A 15,265-nucleotide genomic window follows, 5' to 3' on the forward strand; every position below is an offset into this window, starting at 1 on the left:
CGGTGGTGCTGCCGGGCGGTCGGCTCAGCGGGTGCCGGGCTGGCCGCGCAGCGGCGCCATCTTCCACAGCAGGGCGCGGAACGGGGCCAGCAGGCACACGCCGATGGCCAGCTTCACCGCCAGGTCACCGGCCGCCCAGCTGACCCACGGCAGCTGCGAGCCGGCGAAGGCGATCGACCAGAAGATCGCCGTATCCACCGTGGCGCTGCAGGTGGTGGCCACCATCGGCGCCCGCCACCAGTTGCCGGCGCGCAGCCGGTCGAACACGGTGATGTCCAGCAGCTGGGCGACGATGAACGCCGAGCACGAGGCCACCGCGATGCGCGGCGTGGCGATCCAGATCGACAGCAGCACCGCCACCGCGAACCCGGCCCAGGCCACGCGGCGCGCGGCGCGCGGGCCGAAGCGGCGGTTGATCAGGTTGCTGACCAGGAACGCGACCGGATAGCTGAACGCGCCCCAGGTCAGCCAGTCATTGATCGGGTATTGCACCAGCACGTTCGAGCCCAGCACGACGATGCCCATGGCCAGCACGGCCAGCAGCAGCGAGGGGAGGGTCAACGGGGCGAAGCGGATCGGCGGATTCGGGGACATGGCAGAGCGCAGGCGGCAACGCCGCAAGGCGCCGCGGAACAGGAAAGGAAGAGTGGCCGCGCCGGAGCCGGCGGGCGCAAGAGGGCGGCCATTGTACCGGTCCGGCCTTTACCGTCCTTCACCGGCGCCCGGGTGGGGCCGGCGGCGGGGCCGGTTGTGAGGAGGCTTACAGCGTCGTGGTACGGCTGTCCCCGGCCGCCTCGATGGTCGGCACGAAGGTCAGCACCGCGCCGTCCTCGGCGCGCAGCATCCAGCCCGCGCCCTGCGGACTCGGGGTGAAGGCCACGGTCTGGCCGGGCACGAAGTTGGCCGCCGGGTTGTCCTGCCGCTGCGGCCATTGCAGAAGGGCGGTGTTTTCCGGATTGGCCGGGTCTTGCAGGGAAACGCTGCGGCCACCGTCCGCGGTCCGGACGATGTCCTTCACCTGCATGTCCGGCAGCGGCCCGGCGCTGGTCCGGCGCTTGCCCTCGTGCGGTTTGCTGGAGGCCTTGGACAGGTCGGCCACGCTGCGCACGCCGGTGACCGACAGGTACAACGGCCCGGACACCACCATCATCGCGCTCACGCCGGTGATCAGCACCGAGGCCTGCGAGCCGGTCATGTCGTCGCCGGCCTGCGCCGGAGATGCGGGAAGCGCCAGGGCCAGAGCGCAGGTCAGGACGGTAGCGGCAAGCAGGGATTTCATGAGGTTCTCCTGGGGTTACGGGGAAGAAGGTGCGGCGGGTGCAGCGATGCGCTGGTGGGCGATGCTCAGCTCGCGCTCCAGCGCGCCGCGTTGGTGCAAGAAATCGAACACCGATTCCACCGTCACCACCGAATAGTTCCCGGAAACGCGTTCGCTGGCCGGGTGATCGGTGACGGCCACGTTGTCGGCGAACAGGCGCGCCCCCAGCCGTTTGCCCAGACCGATATGCAGGCGTGAGGGCCTGAAGTCCTTGTGCTTGAGCCAGGCCAGTGCGGCGTCGCGGTTGCCCAGCGTGCGGCCGTCTTCGACCTGCGCCATCGCCGCGGCGGTCACTTCCAGAATCCACTGGTTGGAATTCTGGTAGTCGCTGCCGCCGGGCCAGGCCAGCATGCTGTAGCGCGGCTGATGCAGGGCGCGGGCCGCTGCGGCTTCGCCGGCCAGCAGCTGCCTGAGCGCGGCCTGCACGGCCGGCGTGGGAATGCCCACGCGCAGGTCGGTGCTGATCGCGCTTTCACCGAGCAGATTGACCAGCCCTTCGCGGTACAGGTCCGATGTCCCGGATTTGCAGCGGTTGAGCAGGTGCAGCACATCCCAGCTGCCGGCTTCGTTGCGGACCAGAAACGCCAGATGGCTGTGGCGCAGGCCGTACCTGCGCAGGTCCTGGCCGCCGCGCGCGGCGATGGCCACCTCCACCCCGGGCAGCGCATCGAGGGTGTCGGCGGTGATGGCGGCCATGTCGAACATCGCCGCGATCGTGGTCGGCGGCGGGTAGCGCGGGGTGCAGGTCGGCGGCTGCGCGCTCGCCACCGGGGCCAGCGTGGCGATACCCAGCGCCAGCACTAGGGGGAAACGGTGGTTCATCGGGGGGCATCCTTGCAGGCAAACTGTAAAAGACCGTTACAGGCCGAGCCGGGCCTTGACCTCGGCGGCGATGCGCGGGGTTTCGCGCAAGGGTTCGATCGGGTCTGCCGGGTCGGCGTCCAGCGCGGCGAGACCCTCCAGCAGCCGGCCGCGTTCGACCAGCGATTGCTGGAACCGTGCCATCCGTCCCTGCGCGCGCCGGCCCAGCAGCACGCCCACCGGCACCCGGGTGGCGCAGGCCTCGGACAGCAGGTTCACCGAGTCCGGCGTGCAGACCACGCGGTCGGCCCAGCCCAGCAGCCCGGCGTACGGATTGGAACCGTCACCGCCATCGCTCCAGATCACCCCCGGCACATCGTCAAAAGCGTGCAGCAGCGCCTGGGTCACCGCGCGCGGGGTACGCCGCGAGGTGGTGGCCAGCACGCTGCCGCCCTCGGCGCGCACCTGCGCGGCCAGCGCCTGGAACAGCGGCACGATCTCGCGCTGCTGCCACGGCGCGTGGTCGGTGGGGCCGCCGACCAGCAGGGCGGTGCGCGGCCCGGGCAGGTGTTCGAAACTGGAGAAGGCCGCGCGGCCGCAGGCCAGCCAGTCGTCGGTGACCGGGTTCAGGCTGCCCAGCAGGGTCAGCACGTTGTCGCCGCGCAGGCGGTCGTGGTCCGGGGTGATCACCAGATCCCAGTGGCGCGGGTGGATACGCGGATCGAGGATCTGCACCGTGCGCGTGCCATTCCGGCCCAACACCCGCAGCGCGCCGGCCGCCTGGCGGCCGCAGCCGATCGCCAGTCCGGGTTGCGCGGCGGCCATCCGCTCGAAGCCTGCACCGAAGCCGCGCGTGGCACCGGGCAGCAAGCGCGGTGCCAGCCAGCGCCACGGTGCCCGCGGTTCCAGCTGCAGCCGTTGCTGGCCGCCCAGACGCAACGCCGATGCCAACGCGACCGCTTGGCGGACGTTGCCGGCGCGGCCGTCGGTGATCGTCCAGGGAAGCGTCGATCGTTTCGCGTTTGGCATCAATTCGTTTCAGTAAGGCCGGGTGTTGCATCAGTCGTGGCGCTCTACACTGCGTCCACTCGTCGTGTCATTGTCCGGGCCTTTCCGGCCCAGCGCCACGACCGTAGCCAATTCACCACGGAGTTTCCATGTCCGACATCTTCAACGATGCCGCGCTCGACCAGCTGTTCCGTACCGCCCGCACCCAGAACACGTTCCAGGACCGCCCGGTTGAAGACAGCCAGCTGCGCGCGCTGTACGACCTGGTGAAGTGGGCGCCGACCTCGGCCAACGCCAGCCCGGCACGCTTTGTGTTCGTCAAATCGGCCGAGGCCAAGCAGAAGCTGGCGCCGGCGCTGTCCGAAGGCAATCTGGCCAAGACCCTGGCCGCGCCGGTCACGGCGATCATCGGGTTTGACCTGGATTTCCACGAGAAGCTGCCGTACCTGTTTCCGCACACCGATGCCAAGAGCTGGTTCGATGGCCCGCGTGAGGGCCGTCACGAGGCCGCGTTCCGCAACGGCAGCCTGCAGGGCGCCTACCTGATCCTGGCCGCGCGCGCGCTGGGCCTGGATGCCGGTCCGATGTCCGGCTTCGACAACGCCAAGGTCGATGAGGCGTTCTTTGCCGGCACCGCGATCAAGTCCAACTTCCTGGTCAACCTGGGCTATGGCGATCCGGCCGGGCTGTTCCCGCGTCTGCCGCGCCTGTCCTTCGATGAAGCCGCGCGCATCGAGTAAGTGTTCCATCGCCGGCGGTCATCACATCCGCTGACGCCGGCGTGTTGAAACTGCCTCCGTTCCTCTCTCTCTTCCTCAAGGAAACTGCCATGTCCACGCTCTCCAAACTGCTGCTCCCGCTGGCCCTGGCCGCCGCCATCAGCGCCTGCTCCAAGCCGGCCGAACAGGCCGAACAGGTCGCCCCGGCCGCGACTCCGGCGGAAACCGCCGCCGCGCCGGCCGAAGCCGCTGCCCCGGAAGTTGCGGCCATCCAGGTCGCGTCGGGTACCTACAAGCTCGATCCGAGCCACACCGATGTGCTGGTGCAGTGGAACCACATGGGCTTCTCCAACCCGACCGCACACTTCGGCAATGCCGACGGCACCCTGGTGTACGACGCCGCCGACGTGAGCAAGTCGACCGTGGAAGTCACCCTGCCGCTGTCTGGCCTGAACAGCTTCACCGCCAAGTTCGACGAGCACCTGCGCAGCGCCGATTTCTTCGACGCCGCCAAGTTCCCGACCGCCACGTTCAAGAGCACCAAGGTGGAAGCGGCCGGCACCAACAAGCTGACCGTGACCGGTGACCTGACCATCAAGGGCGTCACCAAGCCGGTGGTGCTGGACGTGACCGTCAACGGTGCCGGCGAGCACCCGATGATGAAGGTGCTGTCGGTCGGCTTTGATGCCACCACCACCCTCAAGCGCAGCGACTTCGGCGTGGGCGCCTACGCCCCGGCCGTCAGCGATGAGGTCAAGGTCCGTATCACCACCGAGGCCAGCCAGGCCAAGGCCGAAGAAGCCAAGGCTGAAGAAGCCAAGGCCCAGTAACCGGGGCGGGTTGACCGCTGCGCCCAGCGGCTGCAACAAGAAGGCCCGCCAGTGATGGCGGGCCTTCTGTTTTCATGCACCACCGCAAGGCTGCGCGGTTACTCGCAGCGCACCGCGGTGATGACGTTGTTGGCATCGACGAACACGCGCAGGCGGTCCTTGCGGATGTCGCGGGTGGTGATGCTGGCCGGGCCGATCGGATTGACCAGCCCGGCGCCGCTTTCGCGCTTGAGCCGGCGGATGGTCGGCTCGTCGTTGACCTTGCCCACCGCCCACTGCAGCGTGGCATCCCGGCACAGCCCGAAGTCGGGGTCGGCAGCGGCAGGCGGCGCGCTCTGGCAGGCGGCCAGGCCCACGGCCAGCAGCAGGGCGAACGCCGGCAGGCGCAGTGTTGGGGAGGCGGCGGAAAATTCGGACATGGGATCGATCACATCGGCGGCCGGGCGTGGCTGCGCCGAGCATAGCAGCGGCTGGAAGGCGGCCGCTGCGGCAAGGCAGGGCCACTGTGTCCACTGTCGATAGGGGATCGTTGCTAGGATCTGTCCGTCTGCTGTCAATGCAACGGTCAAAAAAAGGGAGTTTTTGTCCATGAAGTCAGTCAAGCGATCCCTCGTGGCAGCCTGTGCCACGCTCGTTGTCGGCGTGCTGGGCATGGCGCCCCCCGCAACGGCCTGCACCCGCTTCGTCTACCACGGTGCCGGCGATGAGGTCTTCACCGGCCGGTCGATGGACTACAAGGTCGATACCGGCACCCATCTGTGGATGTTTCCGCGCGGCATGCAGCGCAACGGCGAGACCGGCGCCAATACGCTCACGTGGACCTCGCGCCACGGCAGCGTCATCGCCAGCGCCTACGACTTCGCCACCACCGACGGCATGAACGAGGCGGGCCTGGTCGCCAACCTGCTGTGGCTGGCCGAATCCGAATACCCCGCGCGCGACAGCGGCAAGCCGGGCCTGAGCATCTCGGTGTGGACCCAGTACATGCTCGACAACTTCGCCACCGTGGAAGAAGCGGTCAAGGCGCTGGCCGACGAGCCGTTCACCCTGGTCAGCGATGCCGCCCCCGGCGAGCAGCGCCTGGCCACGCTGCACCTGTCACTGTCCGATGCCAGTGGCGACAGCGCCATCATCGAGTACATCAAGAGCAAGCAGGTCATCCACCACAGCCGCGACTACACGGTGATGACCAACTCGCCGGTCTTCGAGCAGCAGCTGGCGCTGGAAAGCTACTGGCGGCAGATCGGCGGCACGGTGATGCTGCCGGGCACCAACCGCGCGGCGGACCGCTTCGCGCGTGCGGCGTTCTATATCGACGCCATTCCCAAATCCACCGATCCGGTGGAATCCACCGCCAGCGTTTTCAGTGTGATCCGCAACGTGTCGGTGCCCTATGGCATCACCACGCCGGACCAGCCCAATATCTCCTCCACGCGCTGGCGCACCGTGGCCGACCAGACCCGCAAGCTGTACTACTTCGAGTCCGCGCTGGCGCCCAACGTGTTCTGGGTGGATCTGAAGAAGATCGATTTCAGCGAGCGTACCGGCAAGGTCAGGCGGCTGGATCTGGGGCAGCAGGCACGCACCCTGTATGCCGGCGAGGCCAACGCGCAGTTCAAGGAAACCAAGCCGTTCCGTTTCCTCGGCGTCTGAGCGCCGCTTGCCTACATCGATCGTCTGCCCGGCACGCGGGCAGGCATCACCCGGAGCTCCCATGCACACGCGATTCAACCTCAAGTACCTGCCGGCGTCGCTGGCCATACTGGTGCTGGCGACGGCCGTTGTGCCGCTGGCCCAGGCCGAGACGTCCGGCGATGACCGCTGGCGTTTCCAGGCCACCCCGTATGTGTGGATGAGCGGCATGGAAGGCCAGGTGCGCCCGTTCCGCAGCGCGCCGACGGCCGAGGTGGACAAGTCCTTTTCCGAGCTGATGGACAGCCTGGACGCCGCCGCGTTTATCACCGGCACCGCGCGCCGCGGCAACGTCGTGCTGCAGGCCGATCTCACCCATGCCGCCACCTCCGATTCAACGCCGCTGCCGCTGGGCCTGGCGGCCAACGTCAAGGTGCGACAGACCTCGGCCACGCTGACCGCCGGCTATGCCGTCAGGGCCGATGAGCGTACCGGCATCGATCTGCTGGCCGGCATCCGCTACTGGGATATCAACGCCGCGGTGCAGGTGCCGGGCCTGCTCTCGGCGCGTTCGGATTCGTCGTTCGTCGACCCGATCGCCGGCGTGCGCTGGCGCCAGGTGCTCTCGCCGCGCTGGAGCAGCGTGGCCTATGCGGATGTCGGTGGGTTCGGGCTGGGCTCGGATGCCACCTGGCAGGTGCTGGCGCTGGCCAACTACCAGGCGACCGAGCAGTGGTTCGTGTCGATGGGTTACCGCCACCAGCGCCTGGATTACCGCGACCAGGGCAAGCGTCTGGACGTGGCCCTGTCCGGTCCGATGCTGGGGGTGACCTACCGGTTCGGCGCGGGCCGAAGCGCGCCGCTGTAACGCACGCGCCCCGCAAACGGGAGGCACCGCGCGCCGCCGTGCAGGCGGTGGCGAGCGCGGCGGCTGTTCGCCGCTGTCCACGCCGCCACGCGTTCGCGCACGGCCTCCCTCGTGCGTCGCCTCGGCGAGGCGACAGCTGCGATCACTCCGCCTCGTCGGGGTCCGCCTTCCAGTAGCCGGTGGCGCGGATCCATTCCTTGGGCACCTGCAGGTGGCCTTCGATGAACTTGCGCATCATCCGCGCGCGCCGCGATTCGGCGGCGATCCAGTAGAACGCATCGCCGTCGGGCTGTTCGAAATCCACCAGCGCATCCTCCAGCAGGGTGCTGCTGGCCGCAGCGAAGCCGTTGCGTTCGAACCAGTGCACCGTCACCTGCGCATCGCTGTCCAGCGGCTGGCGGTCGGCTTCCTCGGGGATCTCGATGAACACCTCGGCCACGGCATGTTCGGGCAGCTCTTCCAGCCGTCGGGCGATGGCCGGCAACGCGGTTTCATCGCCGATCAGCACATAGCTGTCGAAGTCGTCGGCGATCACATGCGAGCCGCGCGGGCCGGCCACCACCAGCGCATCGCCCGGCTGCGCGCTGGCCGCCCAGTTCGCCGCCGGGCCATCGCCGTGCAGCACGAAATCCAGCACCAGCTCGCCGGCCTGCGCGTCAAAGAAGCGCGGTGTGTAGTCGCGTGCCGGCGAGGGCAGCTGGCCTTCCAGATAGCGCGGGCCTTGCTCGGTCAGCTCCGGCAGCACGAAGGCGCCTTCGGCATTGGGGAAGAACAGCTTGACGTGATCGTCGGGCGCGGCGCTCTCGAAGCCGGCCAGCGCATCGCCACCGACAATGACGCGTTGCATGTTCGGGGTCAGGCGCTGGCTGTGCAGCACCTGCAGCGGGCGGAACTGGATGGCGCGGCGGACGAGTCGGGATTCATGCAAAGACATGGGGGTACCTGGGTTCGGTCAAAGGCGCGGTGCGCCGGGGTGACCTGGCTGGATCGCTCTGGCTGGGTCGTGGGAAGAAAGAGGGCGGTGTGGCTCAGCCGGCATCGTCGCCGTCCTGTGCCGCGTGCCGCACCCGCGCCGTGGCCTGGGCCAGCAGCGCGGTGATGTGGGCCACGTCGGCGTCGCGCCAGCGGCGGTCGTGCAGCATCAGCGCCCGGGTGAGCTGGCCCATCGCCTCGCGCAACGGCGGCGGCAGCTTGGCCTTGGCCATCGTGCGCGCGCTGTGCCGGGCACGCAGCACGGCGGCCTGCACCTCGGCATCGCGCGCGGCCAGCTGCGCGCGGCCCAGCGCGCTGATGCGATAGCGCTTGCGGCCGCCCTCCTCCTCGACGCTGACCCAGTGCTGCTTCTCGAAGTCCGCCAGCAGCGGATAGACCGAGCCGGCGCTGGGCGTGTAGGTGCGCACGAACATCTCGCTGACCTGCTGGATCAGTTCGTAGCCGTGGCGCGGCGCCTGGCCCAGCAGCCACAGCAGCAGCAGGCGCAGGTCACCGCGGCCAAGTGGACGGGCCGTGGCGCGGCTGCGGGTATCGGTGGTCACGGCCTCGGCCTTCATTTCGATATATCGGAATTGGCAAAGACGATATATCGAAAAGCCCCGGCCGGCAAGCGCCGGCGACGATCCGGCCGGGCAGGTGGTACGGACGCGACCGGATGATTCCGCCGACCGGTTTTCTGCTGCATCGCAGCATGGCTCCCGTTGTCACCTTGCTGACCCGGGCGGCTCGCGGCTTCGGGCCCACATGGCGCTGCCCGCCATGCGACGGCGCTGCGGACGGGGTGTCCTGCCGTGTCTACGTCCGGGGGCCATCGATGTCGCCGGATGTCTTGCGGACAGTAGTGGAATCAACGCCATACGTATGCGTAGCCAGCTTCGTCAGGGGCGCGGTGCGCTACACTTCAGGGCTCAAAATTAAAAACAAGCGCGCGCGTGCGTGCAGTACCTGGGAGCGCCAATGAACTGGTTGAATGAAGTGCTGAACAACGACCCCAACCCGGTGGAAACACAGGAGTGGATCGAGTCGTTGAAGGCCGTTATCGATGTCGAGGGCCCCGAGCGCGCGCATCAGTTGCTGGAAGGCATGGTGGAACTGACCCGTCGTTCGGGCGCGTTCCTGCCGTTCTCTCCCACCACCGAATACGTCAACACTATCGCCCCGCACCTGGAGGCCAAGAGCCCGGGCAACGCGGAGCTGGAATGGCGCATCCGCTCGATCATCCGCTGGAACGCGATGGCCACCGTGGTCCGCGCCAACCGCAAGCCGGGCGACCTGGGCGGCCACATCGCCTCCTTCGCCTCCGGCGCCACGCTCTATGACGTGGGCTTCAACCACTTCTGGCGCGCGCCCAGCGAGAACCACCCGGGCGACCTGCTGTTCATCCAGGGCCACAGCGCCCCGGGCATCTACGCCCGCGCCTTCCTGGAAGGCCGCATCGACGAACAGCAGCTGGACAAGTTCCGCATGGAAGTCGATGGCGGCGGCCTGTCCTCCTACCCGCACCCGTGGCTGATGCCGGACTTCTGGCAGACCCCGACCGTGTCGATGGGCTTGGGCCCGCTGGCGGCGATCTACCAGGCGCAGTTCATGAAGTACCTGGAGAACCGCGGCCTGATCGAGAAGTCCGACCGCAAGGTGTGGTGCTTCATCGGTGACGGCGAGTCGGACGAGCCGGAAACCCTGGGCGCCATCGCCCTGGCCGGCCGCGAAGGCCTGGACAACCTGATCTTCGTGGTCAACTGCAACCTGCAGCGCCTGGACGGCCCGGTGCGCGGCAACGGCAAGATCATCCAGGAACTGGAAGGCGTGTTCCGTGGCGGCGGCTGGAACGTGATCAAGCTGCTGTGGGGCGGTTACTGGGATGCCCTGCTGGCCAAGGACACCAACGGCGTCCTGAAGAAGCTGATGATGGAAACCGTCGACGGCGAATACCAGAACTGCAAGGCCTTCGGCGGCGCGTATACCCGCGAGCATTTCTTCGGCAAGTACCCGGAGACCGCCGCGATGGTCGCCGGCCTGTCCGACGACGACATCTGGCGCCTGAACCGTGGCGGCCACGACCCGCACAAGGTGTACGCCGCCTACCACCAGGCCGTGAACACCAAGGGCATGCCGACCGTGATCCTGGCCAAGACGGTCAAGGGCTACGGCATGGGCAGCGCCGGCGAGTCGCTCAACCCGACCCACCAGACCAAGAAGCTGGACGACGAGGCGGTCCGCCACTTCCGCGACCGTTTCAACATCCCGGTCACCGACGAGCAGCTCAAGGACGGCCAGGTGCCGTTCTACCACCCGGGCCCGGATTCGCCGGAAGTGAAGTACCTGCAGGAGCGTCGCGCCGCCCTGGGCGGCTACCTGCCGCAGCGCCGGCAGAAGGCCAGCAAGTCCTTCGTCGCCCCGAAACTGGAAACCTACGAGCGCCTGCTCAAGGATTCGGGCGAGCGCAGCTATTCCACCACCATGGCCTTCGTGCAGACGCTCAACATCAGCCTGCGCGACAAGGAACTGGGCCCGCACCTGGTGCCGATCGTCGCCGACGAAGCGCGCACCTTCGGTATGGAAGGCCTGTTCCGCCAGATCGGCATCTACGCCCCGTACGGCCAGAAGTACAAGCCGGTCGATGCCGACCAGCTGATGTACTACCGCGAGGACCAGTCCGGCCAGGTGCTGCAGCAGGGCATCAGCGAGCCGGGCGCCATCGCCTCGTGGATGGCCGCCGGTACCAGCTACTCGGTCTCCAACGTGCCGATGCTGCCGTTCTACATCTACTACTCGATGTTCGGCTTCCAGCGCGTGGGTGACCTCGCCTGGCAGGCGGCGGACATGCGTACCCGCGGCTTCCTGCTCGGCGGCACCGCCGGCCGCACCACGCTCAACGGCGAAGGCCTGCAGCACGAAGACGGCTTCAGCCACATCGTCGCCGGCGGCATCCCCAACGTGCGCAGCTACGACCCCACCTTCGGTTACGAAGTCACCGTCATCCTCCAGCACGGCACCAAGGCCATGATGGAAGACCAGGTGGACGAGTACTACTACATCACCCTGATGAACGAGAACTACACCCACCCGGGCATGCCCGAAGGTGCAGCCGAGGGCATCATCAAGGGCATGTACCTGCTCACCGATGCCGGCAAGCCGAAGAAGGGCGAGCTGCGCGTGCAGCTGCTGGGCAGCGGCACCATCCTGCGTGAAGCCATCGCCGCGGCCGAGCTGCTGGACAAGGACTTCGGCGTCACCGCCGATATCTGGTCCTGCCCCAGCTTCAACGAACTGCGTCGCGACGGTTTCGACGCCGAGCGCTGGAACCGCCTGCATCCGGAAGCCGAACCGCGCAAGCCGTACGTCACCGCGCTGCTGGAAGGCCGCCAGGGCCCGGCCATCGCCGCCACCGACTACGTGCGCGCCTATGCCGACCAGATCCGCGCCTTCGTGCCGATGACCTACTCGGTCCTGGGCACCGACGGCTTCGGCCGCTCCGACACCCGCGCCAACCTGCGCCGTTTCTTCGAAGTGGACCGCTACTACATCGCCCACGCCGCCATTGCCGCATTGGCGAAGGATGGGAAGATGACCGCCAAGGACGTCGCCCGGGCCATCAAGCAGTACGGGATTGATCCGGAGAAGGCGAACCCTGTCGGGGTTTGATGTCCGGTAAAGCTGAAAAAAAGGCGGCCTGGTGGCCGCCTTTTTTTTGGTTCCACGAGGGCGAGCACTATCTAACTATCCTTAGCCATGGTTTAAGTAGTTTGAAGTCCTTACAAAATCGGTGGTATACAGCCGTATAGGCAAGGGGAAGAGAGGACGCTGTTCTGGAATTTATCTAGTGGGGCAGCAAATGCGTGACCGCGCGGTTGTATGGGCGTGTGCGAGAGAGTTGTGGGGCGTAAAAGGTCAGAATTTCTAAGGAAAACAATATAAAAAGGGGGGTGCTATGGATTTGCCTCAGGCGTTGCAGCCGCTGCGTGCCAAGTGTCGTTCATACTCGGATTTGAGTAGGTTTTTAATAACTAGGACGAGTGAGGTGCCGAACTTTACGTTACTGCTAGGCGCCGGTTGTTCAGTAACTTCGGGCGTGAGAAGTGCTTCTCAGCTCACTCGGATATGGAAGGAAGAAATATATATTTCCAGTCATCCGGGAGTCGCCGAGTTCACTATTTCTGAAGTTAATGACTACTTGACCAGGGAGGAATCAAGTTGGTATGTGCCTAGTAAAGAATATTCCAGTCTCTTTGAGCGGCGTTTTGACCTCCCAAGGCAGCGTCGAATGTTCATCGAAGCTGAGGTCGCAGAGAAATCTCCTAGTATTGGCTATGCATATTTAGTTAGGCTCATTGAGAACGGGTATTTCAACACTGTATTCACCACCAATTTTGATGATCTCATCAATGAAGCGTTCTTTAGGTTCTCCGACATGCGTCCAATTGTTTGTGCGCATGACTCATCGGTCACTAGCGTAAGTGTCACATCTAAGAGGCCAAAGGTCATAAAGCTGCACGGCGATTATCTTTTTGATGACATAAAGTCAACAGTGCGTGAGACCGAGTCGTTAGAGGAAAATACAAAGAAGAAGTTTGTCGAATTCAGCAGGGAGCATGGCCTGATCGTAGCTGGATACTCTGGTTCTGATCGATCAATTATGGATGTGCTCAGCCATCTTCTTCGCAGCGAGGAATATTTTAGGCACGGGATTTACTGGTGCCTTCGGAAGGATGATGAGCCGAGTGAAGAGCTCCTAAAGCTCCTCTGGCGGGATCGAGTTTATTTTGTAATTGTTGATGGGTTTGACGAGCTAATGGCTCAGCTGCATGGCGATGCGATTGGTGACAGTCTTCCGATAGAAACAAATCTTATATCTGATAAGCCGCGGAAGATTATTAGTGGCTTTTGTGAAAGTGAAGATTTGGCTCTCTCGGGTTCCAGTATTATTGTTCGTGACATCGAAAGGCTGAAAAGAGCATTTGATCGAGAGAAGCTACTTGATGCCATTCGAAGTGCGTCCGATCGCGAGTCGCAGGGGGCAGTGAAGCCTGCGAGTAAAATGACCGACAGTGAGATTGGTTGTTTGATATCTGTCAGGCAGTTCATATCTTCTGGAGATTATGATTCTGCGAGGAAACGTCTTGTTTGCGCGGTAAGAGATGCGTCAAGCTGGCAGGCGCGGGAGGAGTTTTTAGTTCTATCCGCTAAGAATGAGGAGGCGAGTGGAGACAGGATTGCAGCATGCAACTTCATTGATGAGCTTATGAAGTCCGATCCTAAAGAGGATGCTTGGCCAATTTGGAAGTCATCGATGTTGAGGACTGAGGCGGATAGGCTGGCAATGGTCGATTTGGCACTACAGATTGATCCCTATAGCTCAAATGCCTGGAACGAGAAAGCGAAAATACTCATCGATAGGTTGGATGCCGGATTTGACAGGGCGGCAAATAACCATGATGAAATTAAGAATTGTCTGAAGATGGCGATTCAGCTTGAGCCTTCGGTGGAAGGGTATGCTTGGGGTACATACCTTAGCTATTTAATAAAGGCCGTTAAGGATGGCGGTCAGGATAAAGAAGAGCTTGAGCGTGTCGTTAATGCCGGGCTTGAGCAGTCTCCGCGTGCTATTAAGGTTCTGGTTGCTCTAATGGACTCAATTTCTGCGAGAGAGGCGAAGCCGTCTCACGTTGATGTTGATTCTTTTATAGATAGAGTTAAGGTGGCGAGAGATTCAGCGAATAGGCACTCAGTGCTCGCCTACGAGCTTCTGCTTTTGGATGCATATGACAAGTTTGATAGGAATAATGAGCTTGCAGAGAAGATAGGAGATCTCTCGCAGAATTCGTCTTATTTGAAAAGTCGTAATTTTCTATTTAGGCGTGCCAAGCATAGCCTTAAGCGTAACTCTGACCTCAGCTCGGCAACGGATGACATGAAGCTTGCTGTAGACCTTGGGGGCGAGGCAGTGCACGTTCTTTGGCTTGCGGACGTCCTGAAGTACGCTGGAAAAGTGGGCGATATTGAGAAGCTTGCGGAATCAAAAGCAACTGTTCTTAGTCCTGACGAGCGCCTTCAGATGAAGTATAAGATTTGCGAGGCACAACGGGACTACAAGGGGCAATTGGAGGTCGTAAGGGCCATAAATGCAGCCAAGCCTTATGAGACAATCCATGGTGCTGTGGAGGAGTCACATGCACTTCTGTTGTGTGGAAGTCATAGCATGGCGGAGGCTCTGTGTAAGGCTGCTTTGGAGAGAGTTAGTTATAGTATGGCGAGTCCAGCTCTCATCATTAATTATGAATTGGCAAGAAAAAGAGGCGGCGCAAAGCCGAATGGTGGTCGGCTCGGGAAGCTGGTTGAATCATCCGACGAGACGCAAGCAATCGCATGCGCACTTTATCTCTTGGATGAAAATGAACAGGCAAGGACGAGATTCGCCAAATTGATGGCGGATGATGGTGAGCTTGTTTACGTAATTTCTGAGTGGGCGATATTCCAAGATCCCAAGGGCCGGGAATTTTTGAAATCATGCGTTCCTGAAGTTCAACGGGATGTAATTAGTAGGATTGCGGCATAAGATATAAGAGCCATAGGCTGGGTTGGCTTCGCTAGCCCAGCATTGGCCTGATAAAGGGCCGTACGCTGGGTTGGTTTCAATAATCCAGCGAATCGGGGGCCAGAGTAGAGTGTCCCGGGTTTCGTGCAATAAACGGGGTCAGGTTGGAGTGCCCCGTGTTTCGTGGACAGGGTAGTCAGGGGACAGTCCTGACCGGTTGATATTGCCGCTCGGCTTGTAAGGGCGTTGTATAGCCCAGCCCGGAATGCAGCCTGGCCCGGTTATAGAACACTTCGATGTACTCAAAGATCGCAGTTCTGGCGGCCTCCCGGGTTTTAAACGGGCGGCCGTCATTTATTTCCAGTTTCAGGTTCGCAAAGAAACTCTCGATCATGGCGTTGTCATAGGGCATGCCGGGCCGGCTCATGCTCAGCTTTATTTTTGCTTTCGCGACGTCCCCCCGCTTTTGAGTAGCGCAACGATTTGGAGTCCAATCCCCAACGAGAAGGAGATTGGACGTGAAGAAGCGCTTTTCCGAAGAACAGATCATCGGCTTCCTGC

Annotated in this window: 14 protein-coding genes; 6 read left to right on the top strand and 8 right to left on the bottom strand. The window is 63.5% G+C overall.

What is annotated here, in order from left to right:
* Nucleotides 1-24: 24 nt before the first annotated feature.
* The 4 genes from ACVOMC_RS02455 to ACVOMC_RS02470 all read right to left on the bottom strand — a co-directional run bounded on the left by ACVOMC_RS02455 (nt 25) and on the right by ACVOMC_RS02470 (nt 3,148).
* The gene (locus ACVOMC_RS02455) at nt 25-594 is read right to left on the bottom strand and encodes a queuosine precursor transporter (protein WP_057505762.1); all 570 of its coding nucleotides are present in this window, start codon (nt 592-594) and stop codon (nt 25-27) included.
* A 166-nt stretch (nt 595-760) separates the two neighbouring features.
* Entirely contained in the window at nt 761-1,279 is a 519-nt protein-coding gene (locus tag ACVOMC_RS02460) for a hypothetical protein (RefSeq protein ID WP_481522696.1), read from the bottom strand.
* A gap of 15 nt (nt 1,280-1,294) precedes the next feature.
* Complete coding sequence (locus ACVOMC_RS02465; protein WP_481522697.1) at nt 1,295-2,140, bottom strand: DUF2145 domain-containing protein; 846 nt, start codon at nt 2,138-2,140, stop codon at nt 1,295-1,297.
* A 36-nt stretch (nt 2,141-2,176) separates the two neighbouring features.
* Nucleotides 2,177-3,148 (bottom strand): mitochondrial fission ELM1 family protein, encoded by a 972-nt coding sequence (locus ACVOMC_RS02470; protein WP_481522698.1) that lies wholly within the window; start codon nt 3,146-3,148, stop codon nt 2,177-2,179.
* Nucleotides 3,149-3,276: 128 nt separating this feature from the next.
* On the opposite strand from ACVOMC_RS02470, the gene ACVOMC_RS02475 reads away from it, so the two are divergent.
* Nucleotides 3,277-3,867 (top strand): malonic semialdehyde reductase, encoded by a 591-nt coding sequence (locus ACVOMC_RS02475; protein ID WP_481522699.1) that lies wholly within the window; start codon nt 3,277-3,279, stop codon nt 3,865-3,867.
* Between the two features lie 89 nt (nt 3,868-3,956).
* Entirely contained in the window at nt 3,957-4,676 is a 720-nt protein-coding gene (locus ACVOMC_RS02480) for a YceI family protein (RefSeq protein WP_481522700.1), read from the top strand.
* Between the two features lie 98 nt (nt 4,677-4,774).
* On the opposite strand, the gene ACVOMC_RS02485 is transcribed toward ACVOMC_RS02480, so the two are convergent.
* Complete coding sequence (locus ACVOMC_RS02485) at nt 4,775-5,095, bottom strand: hypothetical protein (protein ID WP_057505774.1); 321 nt, start codon at nt 5,093-5,095, stop codon at nt 4,775-4,777.
* A 169-nt stretch (nt 5,096-5,264) separates the two neighbouring features.
* Here ACVOMC_RS02485 and ACVOMC_RS02490 point away from each other — a divergent pair, with 169 nt between their 5' ends.
* The gene (locus ACVOMC_RS02490) at nt 5,265-6,329 is read left to right on the top strand and encodes a linear amide C-N hydrolase (protein ID WP_481522701.1); all 1,065 of its coding nucleotides are present in this window, start codon (nt 5,265-5,267) and stop codon (nt 6,327-6,329) included.
* A gap of 61 nt (nt 6,330-6,390) precedes the next feature.
* Nucleotides 6,391-7,176 carry a porin family protein gene (locus ACVOMC_RS02495; RefSeq protein ID WP_481522702.1) on the top strand — a complete coding sequence of 262 codons (786 nt, stop codon included), beginning with the start codon at nt 6,391-6,393 and terminating at the stop codon, nt 7,174-7,176.
* Nucleotides 7,177-7,318: 142 nt separating this feature from the next.
* Here the strand turns inward: ACVOMC_RS02495 and ACVOMC_RS02500 are convergent, their stop codons facing one another.
* Nucleotides 7,319-8,110, bottom strand: coding sequence for a siderophore-interacting protein (locus ACVOMC_RS02500; protein WP_481522703.1), 792 nt, complete (start codon nt 8,108-8,110; stop codon nt 7,319-7,321).
* Between the two features lie 94 nt (nt 8,111-8,204).
* Complete coding sequence (locus tag ACVOMC_RS02505) at nt 8,205-8,726, bottom strand: PadR family transcriptional regulator (RefSeq protein WP_481522704.1); 522 nt, start codon at nt 8,724-8,726, stop codon at nt 8,205-8,207.
* Between the two features lie 400 nt (nt 8,727-9,126).
* On the opposite strand from ACVOMC_RS02505, the gene aceE reads away from it, so the two are divergent.
* Together aceE and ACVOMC_RS02515 are read left to right on the top strand one after the other, a co-directional pair.
* Nucleotides 9,127-11,814: a pyruvate dehydrogenase (acetyl-transferring), homodimeric type gene (gene aceE, locus ACVOMC_RS02510; RefSeq protein WP_481522705.1), complete on the top strand. Its 2,688-nt coding sequence runs from the start codon at nt 9,127-9,129 to the stop codon at nt 11,812-11,814.
* Nucleotides 11,815-12,433: 619 nt separating this feature from the next.
* Nucleotides 12,434-14,725: an SIR2 family protein gene (locus tag ACVOMC_RS02515; RefSeq protein ID WP_481522706.1), complete on the top strand. Its 2,292-nt coding sequence runs from the start codon at nt 12,434-12,436 to the stop codon at nt 14,723-14,725.
* A gap of 175 nt (nt 14,726-14,900) precedes the next feature.
* On the opposite strand, the gene ACVOMC_RS02520 is transcribed toward ACVOMC_RS02515, so the two are convergent.
* Nucleotides 14,901-15,265, bottom strand: a 365-nt coding sequence (locus tag ACVOMC_RS02520) for a transposase (RefSeq protein WP_481522707.1), incomplete at its 5' end; no start/stop codon positions are given.

The sequence above is a fragment of the Stenotrophomonas sp. STEN014 genome (assembly GCF_056760315.1).

Excerpts from the sequence above, each read along its gene's own strand:
- ACVOMC_RS02470 (WP_481522698.1), bottom strand. The coding sequence starts at position 3,148 with ATGCCAAACGCGAAACGATCGACGCTTCCCTGGACGATCACCGACGGC.
- ACVOMC_RS02500 (WP_481522703.1), bottom strand. The coding sequence starts at position 8,110 with ATGTCTTTGCATGAATCCCGACTCGTCCGCCGCGCCATCCAGTTCCGC.
- ACVOMC_RS02495 (WP_481522702.1), top strand. The coding sequence starts at position 6,391 with ATGCACACGCGATTCAACCTCAAGTACCTGCCGGCGTCGCTGGCCATA.
- ACVOMC_RS02460 (WP_481522696.1), bottom strand. The coding sequence starts at position 1,279 with ATGAAATCCCTGCTTGCCGCTACCGTCCTGACCTGCGCTCTGGCCCTG.
- aceE (WP_481522705.1), top strand. The coding sequence starts at position 9,127 with ATGAACTGGTTGAATGAAGTGCTGAACAACGACCCCAACCCGGTGGAA.
- ACVOMC_RS02475 (WP_481522699.1), top strand. The coding sequence starts at position 3,277 with ATGTCCGACATCTTCAACGATGCCGCGCTCGACCAGCTGTTCCGTACC.
- ACVOMC_RS02505 (WP_481522704.1), bottom strand. The coding sequence starts at position 8,726 with ATGAAGGCCGAGGCCGTGACCACCGATACCCGCAGCCGCGCCACGGCC.
- ACVOMC_RS02515 (WP_481522706.1), top strand. The coding sequence starts at position 12,434 with ATGTTCATCGAAGCTGAGGTCGCAGAGAAATCTCCTAGTATTGGCTAT.
- ACVOMC_RS02465 (WP_481522697.1), bottom strand. The coding sequence starts at position 2,140 with ATGAACCACCGTTTCCCCCTAGTGCTGGCGCTGGGTATCGCCACGCTG.
- ACVOMC_RS02485 (WP_057505774.1), bottom strand. The coding sequence starts at position 5,095 with ATGTCCGAATTTTCCGCCGCCTCCCCAACACTGCGCCTGCCGGCGTTC.
- ACVOMC_RS02490 (WP_481522701.1), top strand. The coding sequence starts at position 5,265 with ATGAAGTCAGTCAAGCGATCCCTCGTGGCAGCCTGTGCCACGCTCGTT.
- ACVOMC_RS02455 (WP_057505762.1), bottom strand. The coding sequence starts at position 594 with ATGTCCCCGAATCCGCCGATCCGCTTCGCCCCGTTGACCCTCCCCTCG.
- ACVOMC_RS02480 (WP_481522700.1), top strand. The coding sequence starts at position 3,957 with ATGTCCACGCTCTCCAAACTGCTGCTCCCGCTGGCCCTGGCCGCCGCC.